22 protein-coding genes are annotated in these 19066 nt (G+C 43.5%); 9 read left to right on the forward strand and 13 right to left on the reverse strand.

The window, feature by feature from the left end; translation table 11 throughout:
* The first annotated feature begins 29 nt into the window (after positions 1 to 29).
* From QWY16_RS13330 to QWY16_RS13340, 3 genes are read left to right on the forward strand one after another with little or no spacing between them, the layout of a single operon-like run.
* Positions 30 to 536, forward strand: a complete 507-nt coding sequence (locus QWY16_RS13330; protein ID WP_300989711.1) for a peptidyl-prolyl cis-trans isomerase — start codon at positions 30 to 32, stop codon at positions 534 to 536.
* A gap of 12 nt (positions 537 to 548) precedes the next feature.
* Positions 549 to 752, forward strand: a complete 204-nt coding sequence (locus tag QWY16_RS13335; RefSeq protein WP_300989712.1) for a YlaI family protein — start codon at positions 549 to 551, stop codon at positions 750 to 752.
* Positions 752 to 1201 carry a hypothetical protein gene (locus QWY16_RS13340; RefSeq protein WP_300989713.1) on the forward strand — a complete coding sequence of 150 codons (450 nt, stop codon included), beginning with the start codon at positions 752 to 754 and terminating at the stop codon, positions 1199 to 1201. Before QWY16_RS13335 ends, QWY16_RS13340 begins: the two co-directional genes overlap by 1 nt.
* Here the strand turns inward: QWY16_RS13340 and QWY16_RS13345 are convergent.
* Positions 1195 to 1494: a YlaH-like family protein gene (locus tag QWY16_RS13345; protein ID WP_300993447.1), complete on the reverse strand. Its 300-nt coding sequence runs from the start codon at positions 1492 to 1494 to the stop codon at positions 1195 to 1197. The two genes, QWY16_RS13340 and QWY16_RS13345, sit on opposite strands and share 7 nt — an antisense overlap.
* A 58-nt stretch (positions 1495 to 1552) precedes the next feature.
* Positions 1553 to 3400 (reverse strand): translational GTPase TypA, encoded by a 1848-nt coding sequence (gene typA, locus QWY16_RS13350; protein ID WP_300989714.1) that lies wholly within the window; start codon positions 3398 to 3400, stop codon positions 1553 to 1555.
* A 110-nt stretch (positions 3401 to 3510) separates the two neighbouring features.
* Between typA and QWY16_RS13355 the strand changes: the two genes are divergently transcribed.
* Positions 3511 to 3696 (forward strand): YlaF family protein, encoded by a 186-nt coding sequence (locus QWY16_RS13355; protein ID WP_300989715.1) that lies wholly within the window; start codon positions 3511 to 3513, stop codon positions 3694 to 3696.
* A 37-nt stretch (positions 3697 to 3733) separates the two neighbouring features.
* Here the strand turns inward: QWY16_RS13355 and QWY16_RS13360 are convergent, their stop codons facing one another.
* Entirely contained in the window at positions 3734 to 4525 is a 792-nt protein-coding gene (locus QWY16_RS13360; RefSeq protein ID WP_300989716.1) for an inositol monophosphatase family protein, read from the reverse strand.
* An 86-nt stretch (positions 4526 to 4611) separates the two neighbouring features.
* Positions 4612 to 4806 (reverse strand): YkzI domain-containing protein, encoded by a 195-nt coding sequence (locus QWY16_RS13365; protein ID WP_300989717.1) that lies wholly within the window; start codon positions 4804 to 4806, stop codon positions 4612 to 4614.
* Positions 4807 to 4970: 164 nt separating this feature from the next.
* On the opposite strand from QWY16_RS13365, the gene QWY16_RS13370 reads away from it, so the two are divergent.
* Positions 4971 to 5609, forward strand: coding sequence for a YktB family protein (locus tag QWY16_RS13370; RefSeq protein WP_300989718.1), 639 nt, complete (start codon positions 4971 to 4973; stop codon positions 5607 to 5609).
* A gap of 43 nt (positions 5610 to 5652) precedes the next feature.
* Here QWY16_RS13370 and QWY16_RS13375 read toward each other — a convergent pair whose 3' ends face one another.
* Entirely contained in the window at positions 5653 to 5931 is a 279-nt protein-coding gene (locus tag QWY16_RS13375; RefSeq protein ID WP_300989719.1) for a UPF0223 family protein, read from the reverse strand.
* A 15-nt stretch (positions 5932 to 5946) separates the two neighbouring features.
* Positions 5947 to 6912: an NAD(P)H-dependent flavin oxidoreductase gene (locus QWY16_RS13380; protein WP_300989720.1), complete on the reverse strand. Its 966-nt coding sequence runs from the start codon at positions 6910 to 6912 to the stop codon at positions 5947 to 5949.
* A 133-nt stretch (positions 6913 to 7045) separates the two neighbouring features.
* Between QWY16_RS13380 and QWY16_RS13385 the strand changes: the two genes are divergently transcribed.
* Positions 7046 to 8515: an aminotransferase class I/II-fold pyridoxal phosphate-dependent enzyme gene (locus QWY16_RS13385; protein WP_300989721.1), complete on the forward strand. Its 1470-nt coding sequence runs from the start codon at positions 7046 to 7048 to the stop codon at positions 8513 to 8515.
* A gap of 49 nt (positions 8516 to 8564) precedes the next feature.
* Here QWY16_RS13385 and QWY16_RS13390 read toward each other — a convergent pair whose 3' ends face one another.
* From QWY16_RS13390 to QWY16_RS13415, 6 genes are all read right to left on the reverse strand, one after another.
* Positions 8565 to 9422 (reverse strand): polysaccharide deacetylase family protein, encoded by an 858-nt coding sequence (locus QWY16_RS13390; protein ID WP_300989722.1) that lies wholly within the window; start codon positions 9420 to 9422, stop codon positions 8565 to 8567.
* A gap of 99 nt (positions 9423 to 9521) precedes the next feature.
* Positions 9522 to 10931, reverse strand: a complete 1410-nt coding sequence (gene lpdA, locus QWY16_RS13395; RefSeq protein ID WP_300989723.1) for a dihydrolipoyl dehydrogenase — start codon at positions 10929 to 10931, stop codon at positions 9522 to 9524.
* Positions 10932 to 10936: 5 nt separating this feature from the next.
* Complete coding sequence (locus tag QWY16_RS13400; protein WP_300989724.1) at positions 10937 to 12304, reverse strand: dihydrolipoamide acetyltransferase family protein; 1368 nt, start codon at positions 12302 to 12304, stop codon at positions 10937 to 10939.
* A 28-nt stretch (positions 12305 to 12332) separates the two neighbouring features.
* On the reverse strand, positions 12333 to 13310 hold the full coding sequence (locus tag QWY16_RS13405) for an alpha-ketoacid dehydrogenase subunit beta (RefSeq protein WP_300989725.1): 978 nt from the start codon (positions 13308 to 13310) through the stop codon (positions 12333 to 12335).
* A gap of 3 nt (positions 13311 to 13313) precedes the next feature.
* Entirely contained in the window at positions 13314 to 14426 is a 1113-nt protein-coding gene (pdhA, locus tag QWY16_RS13410; RefSeq protein WP_300989726.1) for a pyruvate dehydrogenase (acetyl-transferring) E1 component subunit alpha, read from the reverse strand.
* Positions 14427 to 14678: 252 nt separating this feature from the next.
* On the reverse strand, positions 14679 to 15323 hold the full coding sequence (locus QWY16_RS13415; RefSeq protein WP_300989727.1) for a YkyA family protein: 645 nt from the start codon (positions 15321 to 15323) through the stop codon (positions 14679 to 14681).
* A 142-nt stretch (positions 15324 to 15465) separates the two neighbouring features.
* On the opposite strand from QWY16_RS13415, the gene def reads away from it, so the two are divergent.
* Positions 15466 to 16032, forward strand: a complete 567-nt coding sequence (gene def / locus QWY16_RS13420) for a peptide deformylase (RefSeq protein WP_300989728.1) — start codon at positions 15466 to 15468, stop codon at positions 16030 to 16032.
* Positions 16033 to 16047: 15 nt separating this feature from the next.
* Here def and QWY16_RS13425 read toward each other — a convergent pair whose 3' ends face one another.
* A complete protein-coding gene (locus QWY16_RS13425) occupies positions 16048 to 16818 on the reverse strand; it encodes a Cof-type HAD-IIB family hydrolase (protein WP_300989729.1) in 771 nt (256 codons plus the stop codon).
* A gap of 285 nt (positions 16819 to 17103) precedes the next feature.
* On the opposite strand from QWY16_RS13425, the gene QWY16_RS13430 reads away from it, so the two are divergent.
* Together QWY16_RS13430 and rnjA are read left to right on the forward strand one after the other, a co-directional pair.
* The gene (locus QWY16_RS13430) at positions 17104 to 17316 is read left to right on the forward strand and encodes a DNA-dependent RNA polymerase subunit epsilon (protein ID WP_300989730.1); all 213 of its coding nucleotides are present in this window, start codon (positions 17104 to 17106) and stop codon (positions 17314 to 17316) included.
* Between the two features lie 2 nt (positions 17317 to 17318).
* On the forward strand, positions 17319 to 18986 hold the full coding sequence (rnjA, locus tag QWY16_RS13435) for a ribonuclease J1 (RefSeq protein WP_300989731.1): 1668 nt from the start codon (positions 17319 to 17321) through the stop codon (positions 18984 to 18986).
* Positions 18987 to 19066 lie beyond the last annotated feature (80 nt).

The following is a 19066-nucleotide window of genomic DNA, read 5'->3' on the forward strand; positions in this document are numbered from 1 at the left end:
AAGATCGATTATTTGATGGAGGGTTTGTAATGGAATTTATTGTACCATTTAAAGGCAAAGTAAAATTTAAAATTGTTTTAGATCCAACTGTTTGGATTTTTGATGACCGCAGAATAGATTTAGATACTTACTTTTCGGAAGACCGTATAGTCGTTGACGAAACAGAAGAATATAAACGCGGCATGGGTGAACATTGGTCACGGGAAATCATGGAAGGCGCCACCGTTCCCCAAACTCTAAAAACAGAAAAAAGGTACAATCGGAAAGAAAAAAATGAAATGATTACCGGTACTTTCGGAATCCTATTTGCACCTTTCCTTAAAAATGCAGAACCCGATGAAGATGCGGCGACAGTCATATTTGAAACTGCTCACGGTGAATTCGCGTTTCCAATTAACGAAGCAAAAGAACTGATTTTTAAATTCAGTGAAAAAGGAAAACCGCTAAAAGAAAACGGTCCAGTCCATATTTTACATAATGATGGATCTAATCAGGAAAATCCAATTACTGATGTTTTTGCCATCCGAGTCGAATAGGAGTGAACAGCTATGCGCGTACAATGTGTTATCTGCGACACCATCGAAGAACTGGTTGACGATACACTCGAAGCAAAAAGATTGCGGAACCGGCCGATTCATACCCATCTGTGCAAAGCTTGCCACGATCGAATTACGGAACGTACGAAAGAAAGGCTCGCAACTGGGTCTTTCCGTTTTTATAGAAGCTCCCGCAGAATTGAGGACGACTTCTGATGAAGCTGCTAAAAGGCATATGGATCGGTTTTTGGAGCGGATTGCTTTTGGGAATTTTACTGAAATGGATTCAGTCGGTTACAGGTGAACAAGTGTATACCCTTTTACTGAATGTAGATTTTCTTCCCTTGATTGGCAAAGTCGACTGGTCAGAGCCCGTTGAATTCGCATTTCACCTGGCTATATCTCTGCTGATCAGCATTGTTTATGTCTATCTTGCTAAACGGAGAGCCTATACATTTGGCCAGCTGGTTTTGTTCAGCCTCGCTATGTGCATACCGTTTTTCCTGCTTTATTTTCCGCTAGCTGCGCTTGCAGTGCGTGAAGACGTGCCTGCAGTAACCGATGCCGGCGCTATCATTTATTGGATGTTTGCGCATTTAACTTATGCCTTAGCATTGCCGATTCTATATAAAACATTTGAACGAAAAAACGCTGCATCTCAATGAGATGCAGCGTTTTCGCGTTTTTCGCGCCATAAGCGGATTTTATACAGTATCAGGATAAGTGCGGCAATAACCAAACCTTCTACCACCGGCAGGAAGAAAGCTAAAAATGTTAGCCCCAGGCCACCGGCAAGAAGGAATAATCCGATAACCGCATTTTTTCCAAATGATAGTTTTTTTGCAAAACCCAATTTATAGACAAATGCCGATAATAGGAAGATGACGGCAAAGAGCGCGTATCCCGCTATTGTATAGTTCGGCAGATTTTCATATAAGACTCGAGCTACGGGATACATACTGTCATAGACAAAAGCTTGTTCGTCGCCCACAGATTATACACCCTTCCTAAATTGATTATTCTTCAATTGCAACTTTCTTTTTCTTAGCCATGCGTTCGCGTTCGTTTTTATCAAGAATTTTCTTGCGCAAACGGATGGTCTGCGGAGTAATTTCGCAATACTCATCGTCGTTCAAGTATTCAAGCGCTTCTTCAAGACTCATTAAACGGGCTTTTTTCATTGTCGTCGTTTGGTCTTTGTTTGCTGAACGGATGTTTGTTGCAGCTTTGATTTTTACGATGTTTACAGTCAAATCGCTGTCGCGGTTATGCTCGCCAACAATCATGCCTTCGTAGATTTCAGCGCCTACTTCAACAAAAGCAGTTCCGCGGTCTTCGATGCCCATTAGGCCGTAAGTTGAAACTTTTCCGCGCTCCATGGAAACCAATACACCTTGACGGCGTCCGCCTACGCGACCTGAAGCTACTGGCTGGTAGCTGTCAAATGTGTGGTTGATAATTCCGTAACCACGGGTTTGTGTCAAGAATTCAGTGGTGTAACCAATCAAGCCACGAGCCGGTACGTTAAACACGAGGCGGACTTGCCCGCTTCCGTTGTTGACCATATCCAGCATTTCGCCTTTGCGTTCACCTAAAGATTCGATGATTGAGCCTGTATATTCTTCAGGAACATCAACTTGCACGCGTTCAACCGGTTCGCAGCGAACGCCGTCAACCATACGGACGATAACTTCAGGTTTGGATACTTGAAGTTCGAATCCTTCACGGCGCATGTTCTCGATCAAGATCGACAAATGCAATTCTCCGCGTCCGGAAACAACCCACGCATCCGGTGAATCCGTGTTTTCTACACGCAGGGATACGTCCGTCTGCAATTGTGCATCCAAACGTTCCTGAATTTTTCTGGAAGTGATCCATTTGCCTTCTTTGCCGGCAAACGGGCTATTGTTTACTAAGAAAGTCATTTGCAATGTCGGTTCGTCAATGCGAAGAACCGGCAATGCTTCTTGATGGTCAGCCGGACAAACCGTCTCCCCAACGTTGATGTCTTCCATACCAGAGATGGCAATCAAATCGCCAGCTTCAGCTTTTTCGATTTCTACGCGTTTAAGCCCCATGAAACCATGGATCTTTGTCACGCGGAAGTTTTTAACGGAACCTTCAAGCTTCATTAACGCAACAGATTGTCCAACTTCGATTGTGCCGCGGAATACCCGGCCAATCCCGATACGACCTACATAGTCGCTGTAGTCAAGAAGCGCTACCTGGAATTGAAGTGGCTCATCTCTGTTATCGATTGGTGCTGGTACGTGTTCCAAGATTGCATCATAAACAACCTGCATGTTTTCTTCTTGATCTGCAGGATCAGATGAAAGACTCGCAGTACCGTTCATGCCTGATGCGAAAATAACTGGGAATTCAAGTTGATCGTCATTTGCTTCCAGTTCAATGAACAATTCGATGACTTCGTCAACCACTTCTTCCGGACGAGCGAAATCGCGGTCAATTTTGTTTACAACAACGATTGGTTTCAAGTTTTGTTCCAATGCTTTTTTCAATACAAAACGCGTTTGTGGCATACAGCCTTCGTAAGCATCTACTACAAGCAAAACACCATCTACCATTTTCATGATACGTTCAACTTCTCCACCAAAATCGGCGTGTCCAGGAGTATCCAAAATGTTGATTTTAGCGTCTTTATATTGAATCGCAGTGTTTTTAGCAAGAATTGTAATTCCGCGTTCTCTTTCGATATCACCAGAGTCCATTGCACGTTCATCAACGTGCTCGTTTGAACGGAAAGTTCCGGATTGCTGAAGAAGCTGATCCACTAAGGTTGTTTTACCATGGTCAACGTGGGCAATAATCGCAATGTTTCTTAAATCGTTTCGTAAGTTAGTCATACTTTCACTCCAATATTCTTTTTTCATGTCCATAACTGTGTTAGTATAGCACATATGGGGAGAAAACCCTAAGACTTTATTTCAAGCAAACAGTGCAGGAGGAAAAAATTTTGAAAAACATAAAATGGATTTTCGTATTTTATTCACTGGCGGCACTTTTATCAATGGCTGGCATTGGAATCGCAGTTGGCTTGCGCAGTATCCCAGGCATTCTTCTCGCCATTTTGCTTCTTTGCCTGATCATGGGAATGGGCTTTAAAAAGAAAAAAGAAATGCGGGAAGCCGGTTTACTTTAATTATGGATAAAGAGGATGCGACGTGTCGCATCCTCTTTTATTTTAACCGAATATAGTCAGATAGCATACGATTGTGTATCGAAGGATTAGCCGCGATAAAAGTATCTTGTTTAAGCAAGTTTGCTGGTTCTCCTGTAAAAGTCGTTGTTACCGCACCCACTTCGCCTGCTATGACAGCGCCTCCGGCAATATCCCAAGGAGAAAGCCTCATCGATACGTATGCATCTATGCGCCCGCTCGCTAAAAATGCCAGCTCAAGTGCTGCAGAACCATATGAACGTGTTCCACGGACAGCCCGTACTAAACCGATTGCCGCTTCATGGTCGATATATTTATTTGGTGCCAGCCAAGAAGCATTGATTGCGACGATTGATTCCTCAATTGAAGTTGCAGCCAGTGATTTCAGCTTTTCATCATTATAATATGCCCCTCCGCCTTCGACCGCATGGTATAAATCATCATTTACGACATCATATATGTATCCAAGCTTCCCTTTTCCATCTTCATAAACTCCAAGGGAAATCGCAAAGTTTCGTTTTTGATGAACGAAATTCATCGTGCCGTCAATCGGATCAAGCATCCAAATAACACCTGACAAATCATCGATTGCATCTCCAAAGCCTTCCTCGCCGAAAATGCGGTGGCCAGGATAATCCCGTCTTATCCGTTCAATGAAAAATTGTTCAATTTCTTTGTCAATATTTGTAACTAAATCATTTGCATCGGATTTTGTCTCAATTGTAATATCGCTGATAAAAGAATTCCGGATTTTGTGCCCTGCTTCTTTGATCAATGACTTTATGTACCGGTCCATTGCATGCAGCTCCATGTTTTCCGCCTCCTTGTTTCTATCCATTATAACGAAAAAGGCCCCTACTGTCTTATCCCAGTAGGTGCCTCTATGTGATAGTTTTGTCAGAGCGCATGAAGTGCCTCCAGTTCTACATATATTTCATGAAGCCGTTTTTTGCTTTTATCCGCTTCACGGCCATCTTTTTGCTGCATGGCATCAAACAAAGAAGCAAGTTCATAGTCCAGTTCAAGTTTCAATACATTGATATATTCTTTCTCTATCTCTGCTTTGCGAATGATTTGAATCATCTGTTTCATAATAAGCACCCCTTCCTCTCCGCATTTCGATAATTCAGATAATTATAAATATAATTGCTATAAAAATCAATACCCAATGGCGATTAGAAAAAACTTATTTATATTCTTTCTTCCCAAACTTCGCTAAAATGAAACCTGTGAAATAGATTAAGGAGGAAATTAAATTGACATCTTTTTGGACCGAACAAGATTTTGAAGTATTTGATACTCCAGGGCTGAAAGAGCGCATGGAATTGCTGACGGAACGCGTCCGTCCAAAATTTGAGGAACTGGGCAAATTCTATTCTTCATTTTTCTCTGCAGTGACTGGAGATGAATTTTTCCCTCACGTCGCCAAACATATGCGGCGCACAGTAAATCCCCCAAATGACAGCTGGGTTGCTTTTGCTCCATATAAAAGAGGCTATAAAGCAGTTCCCCATTTTCAAATCGGATTGTGGAACAGTCATGTTTTTATCATTTTAGCGGTAATCTACGAAGCTCCAGGAAAAAGCGCCATGGCCCAAAACTTATTAGATGAAGATGCCCTTGCTGCATTGCCTGCCGATTTCATGGTGTCCGGCGACCACATGAAACCGGAAGCGACACCACTCGAAGAAATGTCAGGCGATGAGTTGAACAAACTGATGATACGCCTGCGCGATGTTAAAAAAGGCGAATTGGTCATTGGGCGGCACCTTCCAAAAGAACGGGCAGTCAATCTTAGTGAAGATGATTTCAAAGAATTTGCAGAAGAAACATTCGCGGCTCTCTTGCCGATTTATAAAACGCTCTTACAGAAAGAAAAAATGCCACAGCGATAAGCTGTGGCATTTTTAGATGTTGAAATTTGAAGTGAAACTGTTTTTATTTCTTTTGAACGCTAATTAAATCATTATCGTTTCTAACTTTCATTTCTTTGATCACCGGAAAACTTGCATAGCCGCTTTCTTCTTCAAATTCCCGGAAATACGTTTTTTCTTCAGCAATAGATGGCACGATTTCTTTAAAGCGGCGATATCGGAACATCATGTCTTCCCGTCTGATGCCTTTCTCATACGCCAATTCAATTCCTTCAAAAAATGTCACTACATCAATTATTTCGTCTGTTGTCCAGTCGATTGAAAACGGATAAGAATAATCCATTATTCATCCCTACTTTCATGGTGTAATTGCCCATCTTGTCCGGATTTCGACCGCTTCCTTGACCATCCGGTCCATCAGCTCCTGAACAGTTGGCACATCTTTGATCAAGCCTGTCACCTGCCCCGCCCATCCAAATCCTTCGGTTAAATTCCCGTCATAAATATATCTTTTGTTCGCGGTACCGCTGACGTAGTCACGCAATGCTTCATAGCTCGGGGTAATCGCTTCAATTTCCAGGATTTTATTGGTCCAGCTATTTTTGAGGGTACGGGCCGGAGCGCCGATGCTTTTCTTAATTATAACCGTATCGCTTTCATTGCTGTCAACCAAAGCTTTTTTATATTCCTCTGAAGCATGGACGCATTCTTTGGTCGCAATAAAGCGGGTGCCCATTTCAATGCCTTCTGCTCCCAGAGCATGCGCTGCCATCCATCCTCTTCCATCCCCGATGCCCCCTGAAGCGATGACCGGAATGGAAACAGCATCAACCACTTGGGGAATCAGCACCATCGTGCCAATATCATCTCTCCCCAAATGCCCGCCGCCTTCGTGGCCGACTACCATCACTGCATCCGCACCCAGCTCTTCCGCTTTTTGGGCTTGCCGTCTGGCCGCAACGAGCACCAGTTTTTTGATGGGCGTTCCTTTTAATTGATCGAAAATCGGCGTCGGATTTCCTCCGGTCATGGATACTACGGGAACATTTTCTTGAATAGCTACTTCAAGCATGTGCGAGAACGGCCGGCCATGTTCGCCGATTGCGAAATTGACGCCAAAAGGCTGATCTGTCAATTTCCGTACTTTACGTATTTCTTCTCTAAGCAACTCTGGAGACGACAAGCTCATCGCCGTAATTTGACCCAGCCCCCCTGCATTGGAAACAGCTGCCGCAAGCTCTGCATATGCCAGATATGCCAAACCGCCCTGCACGATTGGCAGGCGTGTCCCTAATAATTCAGTTATTCTTGTAGTAAAATTCATGTGTATGATTCCCTCCCCTTTATTTCCTCTATTCGATGGAACATGCCAAAATCCTTTTATTTTTATAGTATAGCTTTGTTCAACATGCTATAATTCATTTTGTTTTCATTTTATAAAGTGAGGTGGGTTACCATTGTCTCAATTAGAAACCCCGTTATTCGATGCGCTCCTAAAGCACCGTAACCGGCACCCAATTCAGTTCCACATTCCTGGACATAAAAAAGGGCAAGGCGTAGATCCTGCTTTCCGGGAATTTGTTGGCGATAATATATTATCGATCGACTTAATCAATATTGCTCCTTTGGACGATCTCCATTCGCCAAAAGGTGCCATTAAACACGCACAGGATCTGGCAGCGCAAGCTTTTGGCGCGGATCATACATTTTTCTCTGTTCAAGGGACAAGCGGCGCTATTATGACCATGATTTTAAGTGTCGTCGGTCCTAATGACAAAATTCTTGTTCCGCGAAATGTCCATAAATCCATTATGTCAGCTATCGTATTTGCCGGTGCCATCCCTATCTTCATCCATCCGGAAGTTGACAAGGAACTGGGCATTTCCCATGGCATTTCCGCAGAAGCTGTAGAAAAAGCACTGGTTGAATACCCCGATGCCAAAGCTGTACTTGTCATCAATCCGACTTACTTTGGTGTAGCAGCTGATTTAAAACGAATTGTCGATATTGCCCATGGCCGCAATATTCCGGTATTAGTAGACGAAGCACATGGTGTACATATTCATTTCCATAAATCATTGCCTGTATCGGCTATGGCTGCAGGAGCTGATATGGCTGCAACTTCCGTCCATAAATTGGGCGGCTCTATGACGCAGAGCTCTGTGTTAAACGTTCGTGAAGGACTGGTATCGGCAAAACGCGTTCAGTCGACGCTTTCCATGCTGACAACCACTTCAACTTCCTACCCAATACTTGCGTCGCTCGATACCGCGCGCAGGCAGCTGGCCATCCACGGTTTCGATTTGATTGACCAGGCCATCCGGCTATCACAAGACGCACGCAAACGGATCAATAAAATTCCGCATTTGTATTGTGTTGGCAAAGAGATATTGAATACATCAGCAACTTATGACATGGATCCGACAAAGCTCCTGATCAGTGTCAAAAATTTAGGCATTACAGGGCATCAGGCAGAAGAGTGGCTAAGAGAAAACGCCAATATCGAAATCGAGCTGTCTGATTTATATAATATTCTTTGTTTGGTAACAATCGGCGATACACGAAAAGAGCTCAATCTCCTGATCAATGCGCTTCAGCGGATGAGCAAAGCCTTCGAAAGCGATGCAGCAGTGATCGAGCCTGTCGTCCTCTTGCCGGATATCCCGCGCCTTGCTATGACGCCGAGAGATGCTTTTTACGCAACAACCGAAGTGATTTCAATCGAAGATGCAGTTGGCCGCATTTCAGCTGAATTTATCATGGTTTATCCGCCTGGCATTCCGATTTTCATCCCTGGCGAAATCATTACGCAGGAAAACATCGCTTATATTGATATGAACGTCAAAGCTGGTCTTCCAGTCCAGGGTCCGGAAGACGATACATTGAAAAAGCTTCGTGTCATTAAAGAACAGCAGGCAATACGTTAAACGAATAAACGGCCAGAAAGCAATGTAATTTGCTTTTCTGGCCGTTTATTTATTCTTTTACGTTTTCAATTTCTTCGGGGTCAATAAATGAGTAGCCTTTTGCCTGCAAGCCTTCAATAATTTTCGGCAGCGCTTCTGCTGTCCATTTGCGGTCATGCATCAGCAGATTTGAGCCATTTCTCAAGAATTCCGTATTGACCATAATATCGGCCAATGCAGCAGGGTTCATGTATTGCGTTTCCCAGTCATAGCCATATGACCAGTTCATTAACAGCATGCCTTCTTGAGCCGTCAGCTCCTTGCTGAAATCAGTATTGGAACCATTAGGCGCTCTAAAAAACTTCGGTTTTTCGCCGATGATCTGTTCAACGGTTTCGCTCAGCGATAAAATTTCTTCACGCTGCTCCTCTTCTCCAATGGTTTTTAAATTCGCATGGGTAGAAGTGTGATTGCCAATAGCAAAACCCATCTCATGAATTTTTTTCAAATTCGCTTTTTCTTCATCCGTATCAAGGAAATGGCCATTAACAAAGAAAATGGCTGGAACATTTCTGTCTTTTAATACAGAAGCCATTTCGACCGAGTGATCATCCGGTGCATCATCAATGGTAATCAACACCGCTTCAGCAGGCGCTTCCCCAATTGGTTCCAAGCTCCAAGTTTGTGGATTGAGCCGGTATTGCGGCTCAGCTGCCAGCTCTACGGGTTCTTTTTCCGGTTTTTCAACGGTGTCTTCCGCCTGCTCGACTTCGATTTTCTTTTCTTCTTCTGCTTTGTCAGGCGCTGCTGCAGCCGATTCTTCGGTTTCTGCAGCTTGACCGTTATTGCCAGTATTCGTTTTTTCTTCACTGCAAGCTGTCAACAACGCGAGTCCTGCTGCCAATACAAACCATTTTGTATGTATCATGCCATTATCACCTGCCGCCCTTTCTTTACCAAACATATTTTACCATAATTGGTTAAAAGAAAAAAGGAGCCCGCATCAAAGATGCGGGCTCCTTTAAAATTATTTAATGATGTGGATAGGTGTTCCAAGAGCTACTTCAGCAGCTTCCATTGAAACCTCAGACAAAGTCGGGTGAGCATGGATTGTCATTGCGATATCTTCCACAGTCATTCCTGCTTCAATTGCAAGACCAAGCTCAGCGATCATATCAGATGCCCCTGCACCCACAATGTGAGCGCCAAGAAGCAAACCGTCTGATTTGCGTGAAACGAGCTTCACGAAACCATCAGGTGCATTTAGTGACAATGCACGGCCGTTTGCGCCAAATGGGAATTTGGCTGCTGTAAATTCAAATCCTTCATTTTTTGCTTGCTCTTCAGTTAAACCGACGCTTGCAAGTTCAGGATCTGTAAAGCAGACAGCTGGAATTGCCAAGTAGTCCACGACAGATTTTTCACCGGCAATTGCTTCAGCAGCAATTTTGCCTTCGTACGATGCTTTGTGAGCCAATTGAAGCCCTGCTACAACGTCGCCAATTGCATAAATGTTTGGAATGCTAGTGCGGCATTGCTTGTCAACCTCGATTAAACCGCGTTCAGACATTTTAAGGCCTAGTTCTTCAAGACCCATTTCATCTGTATTCGGACGGCGTCCAACTGTTACAAGCACATAATCCGCTTCGACCGTTTTTTCTTCGCCGCCTGCTTCATAAGTTACTGTAACGCCAGTTTCTGATTCTTCCACACCTTTAGCAGATGCTTTTGTAATCACTTCAACGCCTTTTTTCTTCAAGCCTTTTTTAACGATAGCGGTCATTTGTTTTTCAAATCCTGCAAGGATATCAGGTGCGCCTTCAAGGATTGTTACAGATGACCCCATGTTTGCATACGCAGTTCCAAGCTCAGTACCGATGTATCCGCCGCCAATAACGACTAATTTCCCAGGTACTTCCTGAAGGTTTAACGCTCCAGTTGAGTTGATCACACGTTTTGTAAATTTAAATGTCGGAATTTCCACAGGACGAGAACCTGTAGCAATGATAGCGTTTTTGAATTTGTATGTTTGCGCTGAGTTTTCATTGATCACACGGATCGAAGTATCATCGACAAAATAAGCTTCACCGCGGACGATTTCCACTTTATTGCCTTTAAGCAATGATTCGACACCGCCAGTCAATTTGTTCACAACGCCGTTTTTGAATTCCTGCGCTTTTTCAAAGTTAAGGGAAACTTCTTTAGCAACAACTCCCATAGCATCCGAGTGCTGCGCTTCTTCAAAACGGTGCCCTACAGAGATCAAGGCTTTTGAAGGGATACATCCAACATTCAGGCAAACGCCTCCGATGTATTCTTTCTCAACGATTGTTACTTTTTGTCCAGTTTGAGCTGCACGGATAGCTGCTACATATCCGCCAGGGCCTGAACCGATGACGAGCGTGTCTGTTTCGATTGGAAAATCTCCTACTACCATAAGTTTTACGCCTCCATTAATAGTAATTCAGGTTGACTTAATAAACGCTTAATGTGATTTAACGCATGCTGTGCTGTTGCTCCGTCAATCATTCTGTGATCGAAGCTCAAAGATAATGCTAACACAGGTGCTGCAACAATTTCACCATTTTTAATTACCGGTTTTTCAGCGATGCGGCCAATTCCAAGGATTGCAACTTCCGGATGGTTGATGACCGGAGTGAACCATTGTCCGCCTGCAGACCCGATATTTGTGATTGAACAAGAAGCGCCTTTCATTTCAGCAGGACTCAATTTTCCGTCACGGGCTTTAGTAGCCAGTTTATTGATTTCATCCGAAATGGCAAAGACAGACTTACGGTCAGCATTCTTAATGACAGGCACAAGAAGACCTTTCTCTGTATCTGCAGCAATTCCGATATTGTAATAATGTTTCTGGATCACTTCGCTTGTTTCATCATCAAACGATGTATTTAACGCCGGGAATTCGCGCAAAGTGCTCACTAGAGCTTTGACGACATACGGTAAATAAGTTAGTTTGATTTCTTTTTCCGCTGCAATGTCTTTGAATTTTTTGCGGTGAGCGACAAGTTCCGTAACATCCACTTCGTCCATCAACGTTACGTGTGGAGCAGTTTGTTTCGAATGAACCATCGCTTTTGCAATTGCTCTGCGCATGCCGGACATTTTCTCGCGTGTTTCCGGGAAGTCGCCTTCTGGTACCGGAGCCGCTTTAGGCGCCGCTTCTTTTGCATCTTTTTGTGGAGCTGCTTGTGCAGTTTCTTCCGCAGCAGGTGCCTCAGCAGTTTGCTGTCCACCGCTCAAGAATGACTCTACATCTTCTTTTAGAATGCGGCCGTTATTGCCGGAACCAGAAACTTGTGTGATGTCGACATCTTTATCGCGTGCGAATTTACGGACAGACGGCATTGCGATAACACGTGCATTCGAATCAGCCGAAGCTGTTTGAGGTTGTGCTCCCGCTCCAGTAGACCCTTCCGGCTGTTCAGCTTTTACAGGTTCTTTTTCTACGTTTTGAGCAGATTCAGCAGTTCCTGCTTGCACTTGCTCTTCAGTTTCCTGTTTTTCTTCAGGAGCTGCTTGTTCAGAACTTCCACCTTCGTTGTCAGCTGCATCATCACTTTCAATGCGCACCAGCACATCTCCAACTACTGCTACTGTTCCTTCTTCTACTAGGATTTCTTGGATCTTCCCAGTAACTGGTGATGGCATTTCAACGACTGCTTTATCGTTTTGCACTTCAAAAAGGATATCATCCTCTTCGATTCTATCTCCAACTTTGACGAACCATTTTACGATTTCACCTTCATGGATACCTTCTCCGATATCCGGTAAACGAAATTCAAAAGCCATTAATTTCACCCTTCCTTTTACGCAACTTTTAGAACGTAAGAACTTTTTTCGCTGTTTCTACTATATCCTTCGAGTTCGGAAGCCAAACTTGCTCCGCCTGCGAGAATGGGAAAATAGAATCCGGTGCAGTTACCCGAAGCATCGGTGCTTCCAAGCTTAAAATAGCACGGTCCATAATTTCAGCTACTACGTTAGCCGCAATACCTGCTTGCTTTTGCGCTTCTTGGACGACCATTGCACGGCCTGTTTTTTCAACCGATGCCACAAGTGTTTCAATATCCAGTGGCTGAATTGTGCGAAGGTCGATCACTTCTGCAGAATAGCCCTCTTTTTCAAGTTCTTCAGCAGCTTTCAAACTTTCCTGTACCATTGCGCCGTAAGCGATGATGGAAATATCTTTCCCTTCACGTTTTACATCCGCTTTTCCTAATGGAATTGTGTATGATTCTTCTGGAACTTCCTGGCGGCCAGATCGGTAAAGTTTCAAATGCTCAAGGAAAATAACCGGATCGTTGTCGCGGATTGAAGAAATCAATAATCCTTTTGCGTCGTAAGGAGTTGACGGCACAACCACTTTCAAACCTGGCTGTGAAGTCATCAGCAATTCCAACGAGTCAGCGTGCATTTCCGGTGTATGAACACCGCCGCCGAATGGAGAACGGATTGTAACCGGTGCGTTCAAGCTGCCACCGCTGCGGAAACGCATGCGCGCCAACTGGCCGCTGATTGAATCCATGACTTCATAAACGAAACCGAAAAACTGGATTTCAGGAACCGGACGGAAACCTTGCAATGCTAAACCGATTGCCAAACCGCCAATTCCGGATTCTGCAAGTGGTGTATCAAATACGCGGTCTTCACCGAATTCTTTTTGCAAACCTTCTGTTGCACGGAAAACTCCGCCGTTATTCCCGACGTCTTCTCCGAAAATCAGAACGTTCTCATCGTTTTGCAATTCCAATCTGAGAGCGTCCGTAATTGCTTGAACCATAGTCATTTGTGCCATCGCTTACTTCGACTCCTTCGCTTTGTAGATTTCTAGCTGTTCTTGCACGTTAAATGGTACATCTTCATACATGATTTCAAGTAAGTTGGTAACTGTTTGTTTTGGCGCGCTGTCAGCTTTTTTAATCGCCGCTTTGATTTCTTCTTTTGCTTTTTCGATTACTTCGTTTTCTTTTTCTTCATTCCATAAGCCTTTTGCTTCCAAGTATTTGCGGAAACGGACTAATGGATCTTTCTTTTCCCATTCGCTGTCGATGTCTGATGTACGGTAGCGTGTCGGGTCATCTCCTGCCATTGTATGTGGACCATAACGGTAGCAAAGTGTTTCGATCAATGTCGGACCTTCGCCTCTAACGGCCCGTTCGCGAGCATCACGTGTCACTGCATAAACAGCCAACGGATCCATGCCATCCACAAATACTCCTGGAATTCCGGCAGCTACAGCTTTTTGAGCGATTGTTTTAGCAGAAGTCTGCAATTCCCGCGGTGTCGAGATTGCATATTGGTTATTCTGAACGATGAAGATAGCCGGTGCACGGAACGCTCCAGCAAAGTTGATTCCTTCATAGAAATCTCCTTGTGAAGAACCGCCATCACCTGTATAAGTAATCGCTACAGATTGCTTTTTGCGTTTTTGCATGCCTAATGCTACTCCGGCTGCCTGGATATATTGAGCACCGATAATAATTTGCGGCGGTAAAATATTAAGGCCTTCTGGCATTTGGTTCCCCATGAAATGTCCACGAGAGAACAAGAATGCCTGATGAAGCGGCCAGCCATGCCAGATTAATTGAGGGACATCACGGTATCCCGGCAAGATGAAATCGTCTTTTTCAAGAGCGAAATGTGAAGCAAGCTGTGATGCTTCCTGCCCTGCTGTAGGTGCATAAAATCCTAAACGGCCTTGGCGGTTCAATGAAATAGAACGCTGATCAAGGATGCGTGTATAAACCATGCGGCTCATTAATTCCTGAAGTTCCTCATCTGATAGTTTCGGGTCTGCCTCTTCATTGACAATGACGCCTTCTTCATTTAAAACTTGAACCATTTCAAACTTCTCTTCGATTGCGTTAAGCGTTTCCACTGGATCGAACTGCTGTGATTTTTTCGCAGCCATAAAAGCAACTCTCCTTTATCTGTATTAAAATTATCATATTCAATTAGTAATACAATTGCACATTCTTCCTAAGTATACGTCACTTGAATTGCTCGGTCAATCATAGAGAACCTATAATTATCAAGCTATTTTAAAATTCAAGCATTCAGAAATAATAAATCTGTATCAGTGATTTTTTACCATCTGTATTATAAAACAGCACCTTTTTATCTATTCTTTTATAGCACAGAAAAAAGCGGCCGCTTGGACCGCTTATTGCTCTTCTTTTTCCAGTTTTTCTATAATCCCGTTTTTCAACTCGTTGAACTGCTCGGTTTTGTCGTTAAAAACTGCAACAGTTTCCTGGACAGCTGTATTTTGCTCGTTGACTTCCATGGCTTTTTCTTGAAGTTCAGGAAGTTGGGCATTTTCATCCAAGAGCATTGTGTAAAGTTCTTGTTGGAGGTTGTACAACGTTTCATAGGCTGCGGCGAACTCGTCATGGGCATTATATCGTTCTGTCATTGTTGTTTTTAATGAACCCAAGTCCTCTTTGATTTGTGTGTTATCGGCTTCTTCAATAACAGCATCAAGTTTCTTGAAGTTTTCCTGGGCCTCGTTCATCGATTCTTTTTCAATTTCGAGCAGATCCAGTCTTTCATCTGCAGAAGCCCGTGCTTCTTCCACTTGATTTTTTACTTTGTCTTGCTGTTCTTGGGTCAAAGCCATAGTGGATTCGAATAATTGCTGTTCGTTTTTCTCCAGCTCTTCCATATCCCCTTGTGTTTCTCTATACGTTTTTTCTGCATCAAACGTATCTTTCAGTACAGTGTCGAGTTGCTCACTTGCTGTTGGCCCTGAACAAGCACTCAAGATTAATACACTCGAAAAAACGGCGGCTAATACTGATTTCTTCACACAAAACCCTCCTTAAGACTTAAATCAACTATAATCGGTGATTTTAAAAAACACAACTGGCTTTAATGGGTTTTTTCTTTTCGAGATTGCCTCTATTGCGTTATACTTACATACAGTGGGTTTAATGAAAGGATGAATACTCTTGATATTGATGAAAGACATTATACGCGAAGGCCATCCGACGCTTAGAATGCGTTCTGAAGAAGTGGCGTTCCCACTTTCAGAAGAAGACCGCAAGCTGGCCGAAGACCTTTTAGAGTATGTGATAAATAGCCAAAATGAAGAAATGATTAAAAAGTACGATCTTCGTCCAGGTGTAGGAATTGCCGCTCCTCAAGTAAATGCGCCGAAGCGGATTTTCGCCTTGCATTTCGATGAAAGCTCTGGTGAAAACCTGAGTTTGATCGCCATCAATCCTAAAATCGTCAGCCATTCAGTTGAACGGGCTTATTTGGCTGCTGGCGAAGGCTGCCTGTCTGTCGACCGTGCCATTCCGGGATACGTTCCCCGCTATGCACGTGTCACAATCAAAGCTTTCGACATTGAAGGCAAAGAATACAAAATGCGTTTGAAAGGTCTGCCAGCCATCGCGTTTCAGCATGAGCTGGACCACTTGAACGGCATTATGTTCTTTGACCACATCAATCCGCAAAATCCATTTGCCGAAATTGAAAATGCCATACCAATAGAAAGAGACTCGGGAGAATAATCCCGAGTCTCTTTTTTATATCAATCCCAGATGGCTGAAGGCTTTTGCCAGCCCGTCTTCGTCAACATGGTCCGTTACGTGTGTCGCTAATTCTTTTGTGCGTTCATGGCCATTGCCCATTGATACGCTGATACCGGCAATATCCATCATCTCCAAATCGTTGAGCCCATCTCCAAATGCGATGGTGTCTTCTATGGCATGGCCTGTCGCCTTGATCAAATGTTTAATGCCGCTCGCCTTGCTGCCGCCTTCCGGTATAATATCGCACGATACCCGATGCCAACGGACGAATTGCATATTTTTAAACGTCTCATGATATTGTTTTTGTTCCTCTTCTTCACAAAATAATAGCGCTTGGTAAACCTCATGAGTTAGATGAAAATCCTCAATCATCGCCGGATGCGGAAACTTCAAGCTCTTAATGCCTTCATCGATGTCCGGATGATAATCAATGGTAGAAACCATTCGCTCATCCGTCAAAAATACAATCGGATGATCTCTTTGTTCGGCATATTCGACAATGTCAGAAAGCGTATCAGTGTTTAATGCTTCTTTATGTATTAAATCACCTTTATGCACGACATACTGGCCATTGAACGTGATAAATGTATCAATATTCAGCTCTTTCAAGACTCTTTTTATCATGAACGGCCCTCTGCCAGTGGCAATCGCTAATTCATGCCCATTTGCCCGCGCTTGAATCAACGCCTCTTTAGCACTTGCCGGTATTTCCTTTTTTGAATTCATCAATGTACCATCAATATCAAGCAACAATAATTTACCCATACATCATTCTCCTATCTATAATTTTTTGCCGCAAATGGCCTATTCCTTTACATTTATCAGAAAATACAGTATAATGCACTTAAGGAGTGAGATAGCCATGCTGAAACTGAAACGTATGCGAAGAAATCTTCTCAGACAGCTAAACGGCATTATGAACAAAAAGAAAATTGCATAATTTGGTTTAGCCCTTCTTAATAAATAGGAGGGCTATTCTTTATTTTAAAACAATGTCATGATAATATAAAGAAAGTGAATTTAATTGAACGTGCAAAAGGAGAGCAAATAATGATTTTTAAAGTATTATACCAAGAAAACCGTGCAGAGGTACCAGTTCGCGAAAATACACAGAGCCTCTATGTTGAAGCATCATCCGAGCGAGAAGTCAGATTCCATCTTAAAGACCGCAATTACAATATCGAATTTATTCAGCTGCTTGAAGGAAGCCACCTTGCTTATGAACAAGACAGCGAAAATTTCGAAGTTGAGAGTTTGGACTAACTATGAAGTTTGTAAAGAATGACCAAACTGCCGTCTTCGCCCTTGGCGGACTAGGGGAAATCGGCAAAAACACGTATGGCGTCCAATTTCAGGATGAAATTATCCTGATTGATGCCGGCATTAAATTTCCGGAAGACGATCTGCTCGGGATCGATTACGTAATTCCGGATTATACTTACCTAGTAAAAAATATGGATAAAATTAAAGGCCTATTTATCACTCACGGCCATGAAGACCATATTGGCGGGATTCCTTACCTTTTGAAAAAAATCAATATTCCCGTTTACGGAGGCAAACTTGCATTAGGCTTGCTGCGTAAAAAATTGGAGGAGCATGGTTTGCTTCGCCAAACAAAGATGATTGAAATCGAAGAAGAAGATATCATCAAATTCCGTAAAACTTCGGTCAGCTTTTTCCGTACTACCCATAGTATTCCCGACGCTTTCGGTGTGGTTGTCAAAACTCCTCCCGGAAATATCGTGCATACCGGAGATTTCAAATTCGATTTCACTCCGGTAGGCGAACCAGCTAACCTCTTGAAAATGGCGCAAATCGGCAGTGAAGGCGTTTTATGTTTATTGTCGGACAGCACGAATGCTGAAGTACCGAACTTCACCATGTCAGAGCGCAAAGTTGGCGAATCCATCAAAGATATTATGAGAAAAGTGGATGGCCGCTTGATTTTCGCCACTTTCGCTTCCAATATTTACCGATTACAACAAGTCACAGACGAAGCTGTTGCCCAAGGCCGTAAAATTGCCGTTTTCGGACGCAGCATGGATAATGCCATGACTATCGGCCGTGAACTTGGATACATCAATGCACCGGAAGACGCTTTTGTTGATACTCAGACTTTGAATCGCCTTCCGGCAAACGAAGTGCTGATTCTTTGCACTGGTTCACAAGGTGAACCGATGGCTGCGCTCTCACGGATTGCAAACGGTACCCACCGCCAGATCCAGATTCAGCCAAACGATACGGTCGTCTTCTCTTCTTCCCCGATTCCGGGCAATACGAGCAGCGTTAACCGTACCATCAATTTGCTTTTCCGTGCAGGTGCAGACGTTATTCACGGCTCTTTAAATAATGTCCATACTTCCGGTCATGGCTCACAGCCTGAGAACAAATTGATGCTTCGTTTGATCAAACCGAAATTCTTTATGCCGATCCACGGTGAATACCGGATGCAGAAAATGCATGCTCAATTAGCAGTGGACTGTGATGTTCCTGAAGAAAATACGTTCATCATGGAAAATGGCGATGTGTTGGCTTTAAGCCAGGATGAAGCTGCAGTTGCCGGCCGCATACCTTCCGGCGATGTTTACATCGATGGAAGCGGAATCGGAGACATCGGCAATATTGTACTTCGCGACCGCCGCGTCCTTTCTGAAGAAGGATTAGTGATTGTTGTGGTCAGTGTCAATATGGAAAAAAATAAGATGGTGTCGGGTCCTGATATCATTTCACGCGGTTTTGTTTATATGCGTGAATCCGGCACGATGATTTATGAAGCTCAGCAAATGCTGAACCGTCACCTGAACAAAAAAATCCATGGCAAAAACACGGAATGGGCCGAGCTGAAAGGCGATATTTCTGATGTCCTTGGACCGTATTTGTATGAAAAAACTAAACGCCGTCCAATGATTCTGCCAATCATCATGGAAGTCTAATAAAATACAGATCCTTATGGATTGAAAAAGGGAAGTTCCGAAATACTGGAATTTCCCTTTTGATTCCTATAAATTTTGCT

This window comes from Planococcus shenhongbingii, from assembly GCF_030413635.1.
GTDB lineage: Bacteria > Bacillota > Bacilli > Bacillales_A > Planococcaceae > Planococcus > Planococcus shenhongbingii.